16 protein-coding genes are annotated in these 16,057 nt (G+C 68.1%); 9 read left to right on the forward strand and 7 right to left on the reverse strand.

Translation table 11 applies throughout. The annotated features are described in order from the left end of the window. Nucleotides 1-247: 247 nt before the first annotated feature. The 5 genes from ACFY8O_RS20025 to dnaA all read right to left on the reverse strand — a co-directional run bounded on the left by ACFY8O_RS20025 (nt 248) and on the right by dnaA (nt 7,197). The gene (locus ACFY8O_RS20025; RefSeq protein WP_387904161.1) at nt 248-808 is read right to left on the reverse strand and encodes a DUF721 domain-containing protein; all 561 of its coding nucleotides are present in this window, start codon (nt 806-808) and stop codon (nt 248-250) included. Further along, entirely contained in the window at nt 805-1,935 is a 1,131-nt protein-coding gene (gene recF / locus ACFY8O_RS20030) for a DNA replication/repair protein RecF (protein ID WP_145808027.1), read from the reverse strand. The genes ACFY8O_RS20025 and recF overlap by 4 nt, the downstream gene beginning before the upstream one ends. 67 nt (nt 1,936-2,002) lie before the next feature. Beyond that, on the reverse strand, nt 2,003-2,881 hold the full coding sequence (gene gnd / locus ACFY8O_RS20035; protein ID WP_145808025.1) for a phosphogluconate dehydrogenase (NAD(+)-dependent, decarboxylating): 879 nt from the start codon (nt 2,879-2,881) through the stop codon (nt 2,003-2,005). Between the two features lie 145 nt (nt 2,882-3,026). After that, nucleotides 3,027-4,157: a DNA polymerase III subunit beta gene (dnaN, locus tag ACFY8O_RS20040; protein WP_145808300.1), complete on the reverse strand. Its 1,131-nt coding sequence runs from the start codon at nt 4,155-4,157 to the stop codon at nt 3,027-3,029. A gap of 1,255 nt (nt 4,158-5,412) precedes the next feature. Beyond that, on the reverse strand, nt 5,413-7,197 hold the full coding sequence (gene dnaA / locus ACFY8O_RS20045; protein WP_145808023.1) for a chromosomal replication initiator protein DnaA: 1,785 nt from the start codon (nt 7,195-7,197) through the stop codon (nt 5,413-5,415). A gap of 381 nt (nt 7,198-7,578) precedes the next feature. Here dnaA and rpmH point away from each other — a divergent pair, with 381 nt between their 5' ends. From rpmH to ACFY8O_RS20090, 9 genes are all read left to right on the forward strand, one after another. Then, on the forward strand, nt 7,579-7,716 hold the full coding sequence (rpmH, locus tag ACFY8O_RS20050; protein WP_014047156.1) for a 50S ribosomal protein L34: 138 nt from the start codon (nt 7,579-7,581) through the stop codon (nt 7,714-7,716). Between the two features lie 18 nt (nt 7,717-7,734). After that, on the forward strand, nt 7,735-8,106 hold the full coding sequence (gene rnpA / locus ACFY8O_RS20055) for a ribonuclease P protein component (RefSeq protein ID WP_145808021.1): 372 nt from the start codon (nt 7,735-7,737) through the stop codon (nt 8,104-8,106). After that, entirely contained in the window at nt 8,103-8,462 is a 360-nt protein-coding gene (gene yidD / locus ACFY8O_RS20060; RefSeq protein WP_145808018.1) for a membrane protein insertion efficiency factor YidD, read from the forward strand. The genes rnpA and yidD overlap by 4 nt, the downstream gene beginning before the upstream one ends. 3 nt (nt 8,463-8,465) lie before the next feature. Beyond that, on the forward strand, nt 8,466-9,734 hold the full coding sequence (gene yidC / locus ACFY8O_RS20065; RefSeq protein ID WP_387904166.1) for a membrane protein insertase YidC: 1,269 nt from the start codon (nt 8,466-8,468) through the stop codon (nt 9,732-9,734). 14 nt (nt 9,735-9,748) lie between these two features. Then, nucleotides 9,749-10,258, forward strand: a complete 510-nt coding sequence (locus tag ACFY8O_RS20070) for a Jag family protein (RefSeq protein WP_387904169.1) — start codon at nt 9,749-9,751, stop codon at nt 10,256-10,258. Between the two features lie 109 nt (nt 10,259-10,367). Next, a complete protein-coding gene (gene rsmG / locus ACFY8O_RS20075; protein WP_145808012.1) occupies nt 10,368-11,087 on the forward strand; it encodes a 16S rRNA (guanine(527)-N(7))-methyltransferase RsmG in 720 nt (239 codons plus the stop codon). A gap of 303 nt (nt 11,088-11,390) precedes the next feature. After that, a complete protein-coding gene (locus tag ACFY8O_RS20080; protein WP_145808298.1) occupies nt 11,391-12,485 on the forward strand; it encodes a ParA family protein in 1,095 nt (364 codons plus the stop codon). Continuing rightward, a complete protein-coding gene (locus tag ACFY8O_RS20085; RefSeq protein WP_387904172.1) occupies nt 12,482-13,582 on the forward strand; it encodes a ParB/RepB/Spo0J family partition protein in 1,101 nt (366 codons plus the stop codon). The genes ACFY8O_RS20080 and ACFY8O_RS20085 overlap by 4 nt, the downstream gene beginning before the upstream one ends. 348 nt (nt 13,583-13,930) lie before the next feature. Next, a complete protein-coding gene (locus tag ACFY8O_RS20090) occupies nt 13,931-14,548 on the forward strand; it encodes a GNAT family N-acetyltransferase (RefSeq protein WP_387904174.1) in 618 nt (205 codons plus the stop codon). A 95-nt stretch (nt 14,549-14,643) separates the two neighbouring features. Here ACFY8O_RS20090 and trxA read toward each other — a convergent pair whose 3' ends face one another. Both trxA and trxB read right to left on the reverse strand, forming a co-directional pair. After that, nucleotides 14,644-14,976 (reverse strand): thioredoxin, encoded by a 333-nt coding sequence (trxA, locus tag ACFY8O_RS20095; RefSeq protein WP_145808006.1) that lies wholly within the window; start codon nt 14,974-14,976, stop codon nt 14,644-14,646. A gap of 46 nt (nt 14,977-15,022) precedes the next feature. Further along, nucleotides 15,023-15,994, reverse strand: a complete 972-nt coding sequence (trxB, locus tag ACFY8O_RS20100; RefSeq protein WP_145808004.1) for a thioredoxin-disulfide reductase — start codon at nt 15,992-15,994, stop codon at nt 15,023-15,025. Between the last annotated feature and the right edge of the window lie 63 nt (nt 15,995-16,057).

Raw genomic sequence — 16,057 nt, forward strand, 5'->3', positions numbered from 1 at the left:
CATATTCAGGAAGGGGCCCCGGGAGGCTCACGAGGGCTTTGCGCGCTTCGGGCTGTCAACCTCCCGCTACGGTGAGGGACGCCTCACGCTCCCCGTACGGACCAAAAACCGACATAGCCGTACAGAACGGAATCACCGAGTCCTCGGCAAACCCGGACACACGGGGACGGGAAGGCCGCCGGAACCCCTGGGCGCGGGCCGGGGCCCGGGTGGCGCCGGGGCGGCCTCCGGAGGGTAAAAGGCCTGCTCAGCCGTAGGTGTCCCCGGGGCCCTTGCTCCCGGGCGACCGAAGAGGGCCGAAAGTGCGCTGCGGGCCGCCGGGGCCGAGCACCTTGATCATCCGAACCGTTCCGTGGCCGAGATCGGCGTTCAGCCGGGCGACGAGCTGGGGTGCCAGCAGCCGCAGCTGCGTCGCCCACGCCGTCGAGTCGCACTGCACGGTCAGGACCCGCTCCGCCGGATCCTCGTCGTACCGCACGGGCACACAGTGATTGGCCAGATCCTCACCGACGATCTGCGGCCACCGCCCCATCACACCGCCCACCGCGGCAGGGGTCTCCCAGCCGCGCTCGGTGATCAGACGGTTGATCGCCGACCCGAGCGGCAGCGGATCACGCCCGTCGGAGCGCGCCCCCGAACGGAGGCCGCCGCCCCGCCGGGCCTGCTTCTTCTGCTGAGCCGCGGCCCCACGTGCCCGGGCCTGCTCCTTCGCCGCCCTCAGCGCGACCCGCGCCAGGTCGACTCCCGAGACCTCCGGCTGCTTCGCCGGGCCGGGGACGGCCCCGCCCTGCTCGCCCGGCCCGCTCACAGCCGCTCCACCACCCCGGCGGACACCGCGTACCGCGCTCCCGCCAGCACTCCCGGGACGTCGTCGTCCACAGCAGCCGTCACCAGGACCTGCTCCCCGGGGGCCACCAGTTCCGCGAGCCGCTCACGGCGGCGGGCGTCCAGCTCCGCGAACACGTCGTCGAGCACCAGCACCGGTTCGTTGCCCTCGCCGCGCAGCAGGTCGTACGACGCCAGCCGCAGCGCCAGGGCGTACGACCAGGACTCGCCGTGGCTCGCGTACCCCTTCGCCGGCATGCCGCGCAGGCCGAGCACCAGGTCGTCACGGTGCGGGCCGACCAGCGTCACCCCGCGCTCGATCTCCTGCTTGCGCGCCTGGACCAGCGCCGCCATCACCTGCTCGTACAGCTCCTCGCGGGTGCGCGCGGGCTCGACATCGGCACCGACCGAGCTGCGGTACTCCAGGGTCACGGGGCCCCCGCCGGGCGCCACATCGGCATACGCCTTGTCCGCGAGCGGCTGCAGGGTCGAGATCAGGTCGAGCCGCTGCGCCAGGAGCTCGGCACCGACCCGTCCCAGATGCTGGTCCCACACGTCCAGCGTGGACAGATCCATCGACCGGCCACCGTGCCTGCGGGCCATGGCCGCGGACTTCAGCAGGGTGTTGCGCTGCTTGAGCACCCGCTCGTAGTCGGAGCGGACGCCCGCCATGCGCGGGGAGCGCGCGGTGATCAGCTCGTCGAGGAAGCGCCGGCGTTCACCGGGATCGCCCTTCACCAGGGAGAGGTCCTCGGGGGCGAACAGCACGGTCCGGACGATCCCCAGGACATCGCGCGGTCTGACCTGGGACGACCTGTTGATCCGTGCCCGATTGGCCCGGCCGGGGTTGAGTTCGAGCTCGATCAGCTGGGAGCGCTCGCCCTGGGTGACCGCGGCACGCACCACGGCGCGCTCGGCGCCCATCCGCACCAGCGGGGCGTCCGACGACACCCGGTGGCTGCCGAGCGTCGCGAGATAGCCGACGGCCTCGACCAGATTGGTCTTGCCCTGGCCGTTGGCCCCCACGAACGCGGTGACGCCCGGGTCGAGAGGAACCTCGACCCGGGCGTACGAGCGGAAGTCGGCCAGCGAGAGATGCGTGACGTGCATGGTCGCCGACCCTTCCGACTGCGTGCTCTGCTGTGTACTGCCGGCCCGGCGCCTCGCGGCGTCCGGCCTACTTCTTGTTCTCGACCGCGTGGCCGCCGAACTGGTTGCGCAGGGCGGCGATCATCTTCATCTGCGGCGAGTCGTCCTGCCGCGAGGCGAAGCGGGCGAACAGGGACGCGGTGATCGCGGGCAGCGGCACGGCGTTGTCGATGGCGGCCTCGACCGTCCACCGGCCCTCACCCGAGTCGGCGGCGAAGCCACGGAGCTGGTCCAGGTGCTCGTCGTCGTCCAGCGCGTTGACCGCCAGGTCGAGCAGCCAGGAACGGATGACCGTGCCCTCCTGCCAGGAGCGGAAGACCTCACGCACGTCCGTGACGGAGTCGACCTTCTCCAGGAGCTCCCAGCCCTCGGCGTACGCCTGCATCATGGCGTACTCGATGCCGTTGTGGACCATCTTGGCGAAGTGGCCGGCGCCGACCTTGCCCGCGTGGACGGAACCGAAGTCGCCCTCCGGCTTGAGGGCGTCGAAGATCGGCTGGACCTTCTCGACGTTCGCGGTCTCGCCGCCGTACATCAGGGCGTAGCCGTTCTCCAGGCCCCAGACGCCACCGGAGACGCCGCAGTCGACGAAGCCGATGCCCTTGATGCCCAGCTCGACGGCGTGCTTCTCGTCATCGGTCCAGCGGGAGTTACCGCCGTCGACGACGACGTCGCCCGGGGAGAGCAGCTCGGCCAGCTCGTCGATGGTCGACTGGGTCGCGGCGCCCGCCGGGACCATCACCCACACGACGCGCGGGCCCTTGAGCTTGCCCACAAGCTCTTCGAGGCTGTGGACATCGGCGACGTCCGGGTTGCGGTCGTAACCGATGACCGTGTGCCCTGCGCGGCGGATGCGCTCGCGCATGTTGCCGCCCATCTTGCCGAGACCGACGAGACCGAGCTCCATCAGAGATTCCTTTAGCGTTGTGCCGATGCGTACCTGGGACCGAGCCTACGCCCGGCCGGCACCGCACGGCGGGGTGCAGCCCGGCGGGCTCGCTCGGCGCTGAGCCTGTCCACCGGAAGCTGCCATGACAGGGACGACCGCCAGGTCAGCCGGAGAGGCGGACCGGCATGATCAGGTACTTGTAGGCGTCGTCCGCCTCGGCGTCGACGGCGGGACGGCCGCTGAGCAGGGCCGGCTTCGTCGACGTCGTGAAGGAGAGCTGGGCGACCGGGGAGTCGATCGCGCTCAGGCCGTCCAGGAGGAAGGTCGGGTTGAAGGCGATCGAGATGTCATCGCCTTCGAGCACCGCGTCCACGCGCTCCACAGCCTGTGCGTCGTCGCTGGAACCGGCCTCCAGGATCAGCACGCCCTGCTCGAAGGTGAGGCGCACCGGCGTGTTGCGCTCGGCGACGAGGGCGACGCGCTTGACGGCCTCGACGAACGGGGCGGTCTCGATGACGGCGACCGAGTTGAACTCGGTGGGGAAGAGGGTGCGGTACTTCGGCAGGTCGCCTTCGAGGAGCCGCGTGGTCGTGCGACGCCCCGCGCCCTCGAACCCGATGAGCCCTTCACCGGCTCCCGATCCGGAGAGCGCCAGGGTCACCGTGTCGCCACTGGTGAGCGCCTTGGCGGTGTCCAGGAGCGTCTTGGCGGGCACCAGGGCCACGGCCGAGGCGTCGGGATTCTCCGGCTTCCACAGGAACTCGCGGACCGCGAAGCGGTAGCGGTCGGTGGACGCGAGGGTGACGGTCTCGCCCTCGATCTCGATCCGCACGCCGGTCAGGACGGGCAGGGTGTCGTCACGTCCTGCGGCGATGGCGACCTGGGCCGCGGCGGAGGCGAAAACCTCACCAGGGACGGTGCCCGTGGCGGTCGGCATCTGCGGCAGCGCCGGGTACTCCTCCACAGGAAGGGTGTGGAGGGTGAACCGCGAAGAGCCGCAGACCACGGTCGCCCGTACACCGTCTGTGGAAATCTCCACCGGGCGGTTGGGGAGGGCGCGGCAGATGTCGGCGAGGAGCCGGCCGGACACGAGCACCGTGCCGTCCTCCTCGATCTCCGCGTCCACCGAGACCTTGGCCGAGACCTCGTAGTCGAAGCTGGAGAAGCTGAGGGCCCCGTCCTCAGCCTTCAGCAGAAGGCCCGCGAGAACGGGCGCCGGCGGACGGGCCGGGAGGCTGCGGGCCACCCAGGCCACCGCCTCCGCGAGTACATCGCGCTCCACCCGGATCTTCACCGGAACCGCCTCCTGCTGTTGCTCGCTCGCCCTGCTGGCCTTCGTCGTCTGACCGGGGCTCCCTGCCGAAGGGCTGGGGAGGCCGCCGGGGTCCAGTCTGACGTACGGCACCGACACTCGTTGCTGCTCGGGGTCAAGTCGCACCAAGAGGTTCGCCGAGCCCGCCGCTCGAGTTGTGCACAGGTCCCACTTCGAAGCTGATTCCGGGCTAACTCTGAGTGGTAGTAGTAGTAGGCCCTGTGGAAACCGTGGATAACGTCATCTGCGCAGGTCAGAGCCGGTTTTTTGTCCACCGTGCCTGTGGGCGGCACCGGTGGACAACCAGGCGCTTCTGTGGACACACGAAAGTTCTGCACACCCGATGCACAGGGCTGGGTGACTTCTCCCCAGGGCTGTCCCCAGCTTTACCCACGTTCCCCACAGCTCAACCGAGGCCCCTGGTGTGACGCCTTTCACTCTCGGCAGTGAAAGGCGGTGTCGGGTTGCCGAACAGTGGACAGGGGTGTGGAGAAGCTGGGGACAACGAGGTGCTGCCTGTGGGTGGTCGGTGGACAACATCGAAGAGGCCCTGTGGACGAATTCTCTGTCCACAGGCTGTGGATCACCGTTGACCACAAATCCCCAGGCGTGTGAGCTGGCCTGATGGAGTATCGACAACAGGCTCTGTGGACGCAATCTGGACAACTTCACAGTCCCCAGGCTGTGGACGCCGGATTCCCTCATCATCTGTGGAGAAGGGCCACTTCGGCGCCCGTATTCGAACACTCCCTGGTGGCCGAGCTGTGCCGGAGGCTCTCCACAGGGGGCGGATCGGCTGTGCCGAGCCGTACTCGAAGCTGTTCCCCGTCGGCGGGCGGTCATTCCTGGTGCCGCTCCAGGGCGCTTCCGGGCGACGGGAACCTGAGAGCGGGGACCGGCCGGCGGCTCATGGCGGGTGAGGCCCTGAGGCGGCCGAGCCGCGTCGGTGACAGGGGCCAGGCGGCCCGACGGGAGCCTCCCGCCGGACGGGGTCGAGGCCGGCCGTGTGCGGTTCCCGGCGGGCGGCGGGGCTCGGGTGGCCGGTGAGGGCGAGGTTCAGAGGTGACGAGTCCGCGGCACCTGTGGCGGGGTCCAGGCGCGCCCCAAGTCCACAGCACCCGCGGCGGGGTCCAGGCGTGCCACGAGTCCGCGGCACCCTGACCCGCCTAAGCCAAAGGGCGCCTCGCGAGGATCTCGTACGGTCCTCGCGAGGCGCCCCGGGGCGCGGTCCGGCGGGTCAGCCGTTCTTGATGCGGTTCGTGAGCTCGGTGACCTGGTTGTAGATGGAGCGGCGCTCCGCCATCAGCGCGCGGATCTTCCGGTCGGCGTGCATCACCGTGGTGTGGTCACGCCCCCCGAACTGGGCGCCGATCTTGGGCAGGGAGAGATCCGTCAGCTCACGGCACAGGTACATCGCGATCTGGCGTGCCGTCACCAGGACGCGGCTGCGGGACGATCCGCAGAGGTCCTCGACGGTCAGCCCGAAGTAGTCGGCGGTCGCCGCCATGATGGCCGGCGCGGTGATCTCCGGAGCGGAGTCCTCTCCGCCCGGGATCAGGTCCTTGAGCACGATCTCGGTCAGACCGAGATCCACCGGCTGCCGGTTGAGGCTCGCGAAGGCGGTCACGCGGATGAGCGCGCCCTCCAGCTCGCGGATGTTGCGCGAGATGCGCGACGCGATGAACTCGAGCACCTCCGGCGGGGCGTTGAGCTGCTCCTGCACCGCCTTCTTGCGGAGGATCGCGATGCGCGTCTCCAGTTCGGGTGGCTGCACATCGGTGGTGAGGCCCCACTCGAACCGGCTGCGCAGCCGGTCCTCCAGGGTCACCAGTTGCCTGGGTGCCCGGTCCGAGGACAGCACGATCTGCTTGTTGGCGTTGTGGAGCGTGTTGAAGGTGTGGAAGAACTCCTCCTGCGTCGACTCCTTGCTCGCCAGGAACTGGATGTCGTCGACCAGAAGGATGTCCACGTCGCGGTAGCGCTTGCGGAAGGTGTCGCCCTTGCCGTCGCGGATCGAGTTGATGAACTCGTTGGTGAACTCCTCGGAGCTCACGTACCGCACCCGGGTACCCGGGTAGAGGCTGCGTGCGTAGTGCCCGATGGCGTGCAGCAGGTGGGTCTTGCCGAGCCCCGACTCCCCGTAGACGAAAAGGGGGTTGTACGCCTTCGCGGGGGCCTCGGCGACGGCCACCGCCGCCGCGTGGGCGAAGCGGTTGGAGGCGCCGATGACGAAGGTGTCGAAGAGGTACTTCGGATTCAGCCGTGCGTGCGGCTCGTTCGTACCGGGCGGCGGCGCGGACTGCGTGCCCATGGGGCCGCCGCCCGTCCGCGTGGGCCCGGGGCCGGCCTGCCGGTGCTGCGGCTGCTGGTCCTGCGGGTCGTGACGGTCGCGGCCGTCACCCTGCTGCTCGTAGCCCTGGTGCTCGGACGGCTGCGGACGGTAGTCGTGCTGCGGCTGCGGGGGACGGGGACTCGCGTACGGGTCGCGGTCCTGGTACCCGCTGTGCCGGGGCTGCCAGGACAGGTCCTCCTGGACCCGGGGCCAGGCGCCGGGCTCGGGGCGGTGCTGCTGGTAGTCCGGGTAGGCGGGCCGGGCCGTCGGCATGCCGTCGTCGGACGGCCGCGGTCCGTAGCTGTCGTAGCCGTCGTTGCGCGGAGCGTCGTCGCGCTGTGGCCCCTGGTAGCGGTGCGGCTGCTGGCTCTGGTGCGGGGAGTGCATGGGGGGCGCGGGCGGTGCGGGCGGCTCGTTCGCGGAGTCGTCGACGGTGATCGCGATCCGGATCGGGCGCCCGCACTCCCGGGTCAGCGTCTCGCTGATGAGCGGGGCGAGCCGGCCCTCCAGAACGCGCTTGCCCCACTCGTTGGGTACGGCCAGCAGGGCCGTGTCGGCCACGAGAGCCAGAGGCTGGCAGCGCTCGATCCACTGCTTGTCCTTGGGCTCGATGCCCTGCTGGCCCTCCCCGAGGAGTTGTTCCAGCACTCGTGGCCACACTGCGGCAAGATCGGCAGGTACGTCAGCCACAAGGCACGCTCTCTCGCATGTCCCACGAATGTGTGCTTCTCGGGACGGGATGGGTCGGGTCGGGTGAGGCCCGGCAGTCAGGAAGGAAAAGAACCGGAGTTCAGCCACGGTAGTCAGGCCGACCCACGTGGTTCAAGTTGTTGTCCACAGGCTGTGTACAGCACGGGCCCGCGAGGAGCCGGTTTGACCGGATGGCGTAGCCGCGCGTACCGTGACCAGGTCGAGTTGTCGATGGCTGCTGCCGCCTGCCTCCGATGGGCAAAGATCACGATCTGTGATTGTGAAGCGGTGCACTAAGGCGTTTACGCGAGTTCCTCGTGGGCGCACGGTGACAGCCAGGCGATGTCCCGCCAACACACGAATCATTTCTGGAGCCCCCGAGTGAGCAAGCGCACCTTCCAGCCGAACAATCGTCGTCGCGCCAAGACCCACGGCTTCCGGCTGCGTATGCGTACCCGTGCCGGCCGCGCGATTCTCGCGAACCGCCGTGGCAAGGGTCGCGCCAACCTGTCCGCCTGATCGCGGCCAGGTCATGACGTGCTGCCTTCAGAGAATCGACTGAGGCGGCGCGAGGACTTCGCAGCCGCTGTACGTCGGGGACGTCGGGCCGGACGCCCGCTACTCGTCGTGCATCTACGCAGCGGTGCTACGGACCCGCACGTGACAGGGGAGAGTGCTCCCCCGCCGCGTGCGGGTTTCGTTGTCAGCAAAGCAGTGGGTGGAGCGGTCGTCCGGACCGCGGTGAAGCGCAAGCTTCGGCACCTGATGCGCGAACGGCTGGCTCAGCTGCCCCCCGGTAGCCTTGTTGTCGTACGAGCGTTGCCCCCTTCGGGTGACGCCGATCATGCACAGCTGGCCCGAGACCTGGATGCCGCCCTTCAGCGGCTGCTGGGAGGGGGCGCGCGATGAAGTACCCGCTGCTGGCCCTTATCAAGCTGTACCAGTGGACGATCAGCCCGCTCCTCGGGCCCGTCTGCCGCTACTACCCGTCGTGTTCCCACTATGGATATACGGCGATCGACCGGCACGGTGCGATCAAGGGAACTGCGCTGACCGCCTGGCGCATCCTGCGGTGCAATCCGTGGTCACCCGGTGGCGTGGATCACGTACCTCCACGCAAACGTCCGCGTTGGCACGAAATGCTGCGCAGCTGTGTGCGTGGCGGCAAGGGCGGGGACTCCGCCGGCGATGTGCCTTCCGGGGGGTCGGTCTCCGAACCCCTGAGCCCGGCCACAGAGACCTCGCCCAATGCTCAAGGAGCCTGATTAGTGGACACGATTGCCAGTCTGTTCAGCTTTATCACCACACCTGTCTCGTGGGTCATTGTCCAGTTCCACAAGCTGTACGGAGCCCTCTTCGGCGATGACACGGGCTGGGCCTGGGGCCTGTCCATCGTGTCCCTGGTGGTCCTGATCCGGATCTGCCTGATCCCGCTTTTCGTGAAGCAGATCAAGTCGACCCGGAACATGCAGGTGCTCCAGCCGAAGATGAAGGCGATCCAGGAGCGCTACAAGAACGACAAGCAGCGTCAGTCCGAAGAGATGATGAAGCTGTACAAGGAGACGGGTACCAACCCGCTCTCCTCGTGCCTTCCGATTCTGGCGCAGTCCCCGTTCTTCTTCGCCCTGTATCACGTGCTGTCGTCCATCGCCTCGGGCAAGACCATCGGCGTGATCGACCAGCCGCTGCTCGACAGCGCGCGCCAGGCACACATCTTCGGCGCCCCGCTGGCGGCGAAGTTCATGGACAGCGAAGAGAAGGTCGCGGCGCTGGGCGCCTCGCTGACCGATGTCCGTGTCGTCACGGCGATCATGATCGTGATGATGTCGGCCTCGCAGTTCTTCACGCAGCGCCAGCTGATGACGAAGAACGTCGACCTGACCGTGAAGACGCCGTACATGCAGCAGCAGAAGATGCTGATGTACATCTTCCCCGTGATCTTCGCCGTCATGGGTATCAACTTCCCCGTCGGTGTCCTCGTGTACTGGCTGACCACCAACGTCTGGACCATGGGTCAGCAGATGTACGTGATCAACCAGAACCCGACTCCTGGCAGCAAGGCGCAGGACCAGTACCTGGGCCGTGTGCTGAAGAGCGTGACCTCTCACGGTCAGGTGCGGGGCAGGACGCGGCGTAACACGGTGAAGCGGATCGTGGCCAAGGGGCCTGACCGCAATGACATCGAGCGCAAGTTCATCACCGGTCTGGCCAAGCTGGGCCTCGCCGCCCAGGAGGACGGGACGGTGGCGAAGAGCGAAGCAGCCGTCGTCGAGGCCGAGGGCGGAGCCGCGCACAAGCGGCAGCAGCCCAAGCGCCAGACCAAGGCGAAGCGTCAGACTGCCGCTACGCATCCCGGCGCGGCGAAGGACTCCGGCTCCACCGGCCCGGAAGCCAAGACCTCGTTGGAGAAGCGGGACGCACCGCAGGACGACCAGCCGAGCACGGCGGGCAAGCCCACCGCGTCCGGCTCCTCACGCCAAGCCAAGTCCGGACAGCGCAAGGGCCCGCAGCGGCCCAAGCACCCGTCCAAGAAGTAAGAAGGAGTCCATCCGTGACGGAAGGCACCATGGTCCCGGCCGCTGAGGGCAGCGACACTCTGACCCGCCTCGAGCAGGAGGGTGAGATCGCGGCTGACTACCTCGAAGGCCTGCTCGACATCGCCGACCTCGACGGCGACATCGACATGGATGTGGAGGCGGACCGGGCCGCGGTCTCGATCATCAGCGAATCGGCGCGTGACCTGCAGAAGCTTGTGGGCCGGGACGGCGAGGTGCTGGAGGCGCTCCAGGAGCTGACGCGCCTGGCCGTGCACCGCGAGACCGGTGACCGGAGCCGCCTGATGCTGGACATCGCCGGCTTCCGGGCCAAGAAGCGTGAGGTCCTCGCCGCTCTGGGTGCCAAGGCCGCGGACGAGGTGAAGAGCTCGGGCGAGCCGGTGAAGCTGGAGCCGATGACGCCGTTCGAGCGCAAGGTCGTGCACGACGCCGTAGCGGCAGCAGGTCTGCGCAGCGAGTCCGAGGGCGAGGAGCCGCAGCGCTTCGTCGTCGTCCTGCCGGCCTGACCGGATCCTTGTACTGTCGGCCCCGTCTGTTCGCAGGCGGGGCCGATCTTTGTCAGCCTGATAGTCAGCCACCCACAGTGCGCTAGTGCGGAACGGAAGGACGGTCCCCGTGACGGAGGCAGCAGCAGAGCTCCCTCAGGCGCCCGAGGAGGCGCAAGCGGTATTCGGTGAGTTCTTTCCAGAGGCTGTCCGGTACGCGGAGCTGTTGGCGGACGCGGGGGTCAAGCGAGGCCTGATCGGTCCGCGCGAGGTACCGCGTCTCTGGGAGCGCCATCTGCTGAACTGCGCGGTCCTCTCCGAGGTGGTACCCGAGGGTGTCACGGTGTGCGACGTGGGTTCGGGGGCCGGGCTTCCCGGTATCCCGCTCGCACTGGTGCGTCCCGACCTGAAGATCACTCTGCTCGAGCCGCTGCTTCGGCGTACGAATTTCCTTCAGGAGGTCGTCGAGCTGCTGGGCCTGGACCATGTGACGGTCGTCCGGGGGCGGGCCGAAGAGGTGCTCGGGACCCTGCAGCCGGTCCATGTGGTGACGGCCCGGGCCGTTGCACCCCTCGACCGGCTCGCAGGATGGGGTGTTCCCCTGCTCCGCCCGTACGGGGAGATGCTGGCGCTCAAGGGGGGCACCGCAGCGGAGGAGATCCAGGGCGCCCGTGCCGCACTGAGCAAGCTCGGCGTGGTCGAGACCGAGGTGCTCCATGTCGGTGAAGGGCTGGTGGATCCGGCCTCCACGGTGGTGCGCGTAGTGGTCGGGGAGAGCCCGGGCGGTGTGAGGTTCGCCGCAAAGCGAGCCAAGGCGGCCAGGGTCGGCCGGACGCGCCGGCGCCGCTGAGAGCGGGGCGGTGCCCGGAGTGGACCGGCGTTTCGCTCCACTGTGTGATGTCAGGACCTTTTTGTACTGATGCTCCATGCAAGCAGCGATATGTGCTGCGTGCGGAGTGTCGGGAGCCTGCCGCTGGACCGCAGAGGCATCGTGTTTCACGTGAAACGTCGCTCTCTGCTGCAGGGAATCATCGGCCGCGGTCGTGCGGCTGCCGCGCCGCGCGACCGCAAGCCCGTAAGGGCTACGGAGTTGTCCACAGAACCGGATTCATCCACAGAACAGTCGGCCTCGCTGGTTCGCGACCCCGAAAGCATGGCAGGCTCTGTTCATTGCGAGCCTGAAGTCGAGGAGAGTGAATCCTTGCGGTCCGACGCCAACATCGCGGGACCGATGACCGATCCGGTCCCCGGTCCCCGTACCGAGTCCTTGGGGGACGGTGTTTCACGTGAAACACCGCCGCCGATGGACGACACACCCATTGGTCGTGCGGCTCAGCTGGCGGTCGAGGCCCTTGGCCGCGCCGGCGAGGGTCTGCCCCGACCAGACCGGACGCGCGTCATGGTGGTCGCCAACCAGAAGGGCGGTGTGGGCAAGACGACCTCGACGGTCAACCTTGCCGCCTCGCTCGCTCTGCACGGCGCACGCGTTCTGGTGGTGGACCTCGACCCGCAGGGGAATGCCTCCACGGCTCTGGGGATCGACCATCACGCAGAGGTCCCCTCCATCTATGACGTCCTCGTGGAGAGCATGCCCCTCTCCGAGGTGGTTCAGCCCGTCCCGGACGTCGAAGGCCTCTTCTGCGCGCCGGCGACCATCGATCTCGCCGGTGCGGAGATCGAGCTGGTCTCGTTGGTCGCGCGGGAGAGCAGGCTCCAGCGGGCCATCCAGGCGTACGACCAGCCCCTGGACTACATCCTCATCGACTGCCCGCCGTCGCTCGGCCTCCTCACGGTCAACGCTCTCGTGGCCGGTGCCGAGGTGCTCATCCCGATCCAGTGTGAGTACTACGCCCTGGAGGGACTCGGACAACTACTCCGTAACGTCGATCTGGTTCGTGGGCACCTGAACCCTGACCTCCACGTCTCCACCATCCTGCTCACCATGTACGACGGCAGGACCCGGCTTGCCTCGCAGGTCGCCGAGGAGGTGCGCAGCCACTTCGGCAAGGAGGTGCTGCGGACCAGCATTCCGCGATCCGTGCGCATCTCGGAGGCGCCGAGCTACGGCCAGACCGTGCTCACGTACGATCCTGGCTCCAGCGGCTCCCTCTCGTATCTTGAGGCCGCCCGGGAGATCGCGCTCCGGGGCGTGGGAGTGCACTACGAAGCGCAGCACGCTCCTGCGGGTGAACCTGCCCACACGGGCATTCAGAACAGTCAGCAGAGCAATTCGGAGGGCATGCAGTGAGTGAGCGTCGTAGAGGGCTGGGGCGTGGACTCGGTGCACTGATCCCCGCAGCTCCGCAGGAGAAGCAGGTCACGAGTCCCGCATCCGGTGCGAACGCGGGGGCCACCTCGCCCGTGCTGACCGCCGAGCGGGGAGTGGCCGCTGCCAAGCTGGCCGGACTCCCGTCCGGAACGGTGGTTCCGGAGCCGAGCTCGCCCGTCAGGGAGCTGGAATCCGTTCCGGAGCAGACCGATTCCGCCGGTGCGTACTTCGCTGAACTTCCCCTGGCCTCGATCACACCGAACCCCAGGCAGCCTCGTGAGGTCTTCGACGAGGACGCACTCGCAGAGCTGGTCACCTCCATCAAGGAGGTCGGCCTTCTCCAGCCGGTCGTCGTCCGCAAGGTCGCCGAGGACCGCTACGAACTCATCATGGGTGAGCGCCGCTGGAGGGCCTGCGGCGAGGCCGGTCTGGAGCGCATCCCGGCCATCGTCCGTGCGACGGACGACGAGAAGCTGCTCCTCGACGCGCTCCTGGAGAACCTGCACCGGGCTCAGCTGAATCCGCTCGAAGAGGCCGCGGCGTACGACCAGCTGTTGAAGGACTTCAAGTGCACCCATGACCAGCTCGCGGACCGGATCGGCCGGTCCCGCCCGCAGGTCTCCAACACCCTCCGTCTGCTGCGGCTTTCCGCGCCCGTCCAGCGGCGTGTCGCCGCGGGTGTTCTGTCGGCCGGTCACGCGAGGGCGCTCCTGTCGGTGGACGACTCCGAGGAGCAGGACCGCCTGGCGCACCGCATCGTGGCCGAAGGACTGTCGGTGCGCGCGGTCGAGGAGATCGTGAATCTCCTCGGTTCTGAGCCGGCCAGTTCCGCGAAGCCGCGTGGACCCCGTGCCGGCGGCAGGGTCTCACCCGCCCTGACCGACCTCGCCTCGCGTCTCTCCGACCGCTTCGAGACCCGGGTGAAGGTCGACCTGGGACAGAAGAAGGGAAAGATCGTCGTCGAGTTCGCCTCGATGGAGGATCTGGACCGCATTCTGGGCAGCCTCGCCCCGGGTGAGGGCCGCGTGCTGGAGCAGAGTGCCGAGCAGGAGCAGAGCGAGGGCGACGACGCCTGAGCCCGTAGCTGAGGGGCGGCCCCCCTTGTATGTGAAGGGCGGGCCGCGTTGTATCCGAAGGGCGGGCCGAGTTCCGGGAAGTTCTCCGGAACTCGGCCCGCCCTTTGCTCTCTCTCGGTATCCCCATCACCTCTGGGTGGATACGATGCGTTCTGGTATGGCGTATCCACCACCGTGATCCACCTCAGAGGAGGCGGCGGCCGTGCGATCAGTGAATCGCAGCCACCTGGTGTCAGTCGGGTTGGGGCTTGGAGCTGTCGGGGGGTTCGTCGGCAGCTTGTTCCGAGAACGGAGTGCGCTGGCAGCCGCACGTGATGCGGCGGGCGAAGGAAGTGAGGAACCGCCTTCATGGGGCGTCGGCTCGTACCGCTCACATTGGACAACCTTCCGGATCTCCCCCGGCGCTGCCGCTCGTGTGTCTTCTGGGAACTTGATCCGGTCAGCGGGGAAGCTGCGGTAAAGGCAGGCCGTCCCGAGCTCGAGAAGGAGGCCTGGATCTCCGCGGTGCTCCTCGAATGGGGTTCGTGCGGCCGGATCGTCTATGTGGACGACGTCGCGGCAGGCTTCGTTCTCTATGCGCCGCCTGCCTACGTTCCGCGCTCCACCGCGTTTCCCACCAGTCCCGTCTCCCCCGATGCCGTGCAGTTGATGACCGCCTTGATCACGCCCGGCTTTCAAGGGCAAGGGCTGGGCCGGGTGATGGTGCAGACGGTGGCCAAGGACCTGCTACGGCGGGGCTTCAAAGCGATCGAGGCTTTCGGGGACGCGCGATGGAAGGAACCGGCATGCGTACTGCCGGCCGACCACCTGCTCGCCGTGGGCTTCAAGACGGTGCGCCCCCACCCTGTGCATCCCCGGCTGAGACTCGAACTGCGTACGACGTTGTCCTGGAAGGAGGACGTCGAGCTGGCACTGGACCGGCTGCTCGGCGCCGTACAGAAGGAGCCGGCTCTGAGGCCTCTCTGAGCCGCGGCGCAGGATCGCCTCAGGCAGGCATGCCGAACGTGAAACGGGCCCGCCCCGAAGGGTGGGCCCGTTTCACGTGAAACAGCGGAGGGAGCTTACTCGCCGAGGAAGCTCTCCAGGTCGCGAAGGATCGCGGCCTTCGGCTTGGCGCCGACGATGGTCTTGGCGACCTCGCCACCCTGGTACACGTTGAGCGTGGGGATCGACATCACGCCGTACTTGGCTGCGGTGGCCGGGTTCTCGTCGATGTTGAGCTTGACGATCTCGATCTGGTCGCCGTGCTCGGCCGCGATGGCCTCCAGCGAAGGCGCGATCTGGCGGCACGGACCGCACCAAGCGGCCCAGAAGTCCACCAGGACAGGCTTGTCGTTCTTCAGGACGTCCTCATCGAATGAGTCGTCGGTTACGTTCTTCAGCGCGCCGGCCACGGCGGCCTCCTTAACTTCGCGGGGTGTGGGGTTCGAGGGGGTGCAGTCAGACTGCCGGGGTCTTCTCCGGCTCGGCGAGCTGCTCGTCGGAGAGGGCTGCCAGGAAGCGTTCGGCGTCGAGAGCTGCCGAGCAACCGGTACCGGCCGCGGTGATGGCCTGTCGGTAGGTGTGGTCGACGACGTCGCCCGCGCCGAACACACCCTTCAGGTTGGTGCGCGTCGAGGGAGCCTCGACCTTGAGGTAGCCCTCGTCGTCGAGGTCGAGCTGGCCCTTGAAGAGCTCCGTGCGGGGGTCGTGGCCGACAGCGATGAACAGGCCGGTCACCGGAAGCTCGGAGGTCTCACCGGTCTTGGTGTTGCGCAGCGTCAGGCTGGAGAGCTTCTGGTCACCGTGCACCGTGGCGACCTCGCTGTCCCAGGCGAACTTGATCTTCGGGTCGGCGAAGGCACGCTCCTGCATGGCCTTGGAGGCCCGCAGGGAGTCACGGCGGTGGACGATCGTGACCGACCTGGCGAACCTGGAGAGGAACGTCGCCTCCTCCATGGCGGTGTCGCCGCCGCCGACCACGGCGATGTCCTGGTCCTTGAAGAAGAAGCCGTCGCAGGTGGCGCACCAGGAGACGCCGCGTCCGGAGAGGGCGTCCTCGTTGGGCAGGCCCAGCTTGCGGTGCTGAGAGCCCGTGGTGACGATGACGGCCTTGGCGCGGTGCACCGTGCCGGCGGTGTCCGTGACCGTCTTGACGTCTCCGGAGAGATCGACGGAGACCACGTCGTCGGGGATGAGCTCGGCGCCGAAGCGTTCGGCCTGGGCGCGCATGTTGTCCATGAGCTCAGGACCCATGATGCCGTCCTGGAAACCCGGGAAGTTCTCCACGTCGGTGGTGTTCATCAGGGCGCCGCCCGCGGTGACAGCGCCCTCGAACACCAGGGGCTTCAGCGACGCGCGAGCGGTGTACAGGGCGGCCGTGTAACCGGCCGGCCCGGAACCGATGATGATCACATTACGGACGTCGCTCACGGGTCATTCCTCGTCTCTGCAGACTGCCTACTGCCAACTGGGGTCGGTTCCACGACTCTCACC

The sequence above is a fragment of the Streptomyces argenteolus genome (genome assembly GCF_042902585.1).
In the GTDB taxonomy this organism is placed as follows: domain Bacteria; phylum Actinomycetota; class Actinomycetes; order Streptomycetales; family Streptomycetaceae; genus Streptomyces; species Streptomyces argenteolus.

Coding starts and splice junctions, on each gene's coding strand:
- ACFY8O_RS20090 (WP_387904174.1), top strand. CDS start 13,931: ATGGGGCGTCGGCTCGTACCGCTCACATTGGACAACCTTCCGGATCTC.
- yidD (WP_145808018.1), top strand. CDS start 8,103: ATGAAGTACCCGCTGCTGGCCCTTATCAAGCTGTACCAGTGGACGATC.
- gnd (WP_145808025.1), bottom strand. CDS start 2,881: ATGGAGCTCGGTCTCGTCGGTCTCGGCAAGATGGGCGGCAACATGCGC.
- ACFY8O_RS20080 (WP_145808298.1), top strand. CDS start 11,391: ATGGCAGGCTCTGTTCATTGCGAGCCTGAAGTCGAGGAGAGTGAATCC.
- recF (WP_145808027.1), bottom strand. CDS start 1,935: ATGCACGTCACGCATCTCTCGCTGGCCGACTTCCGCTCGTACGCCCGG.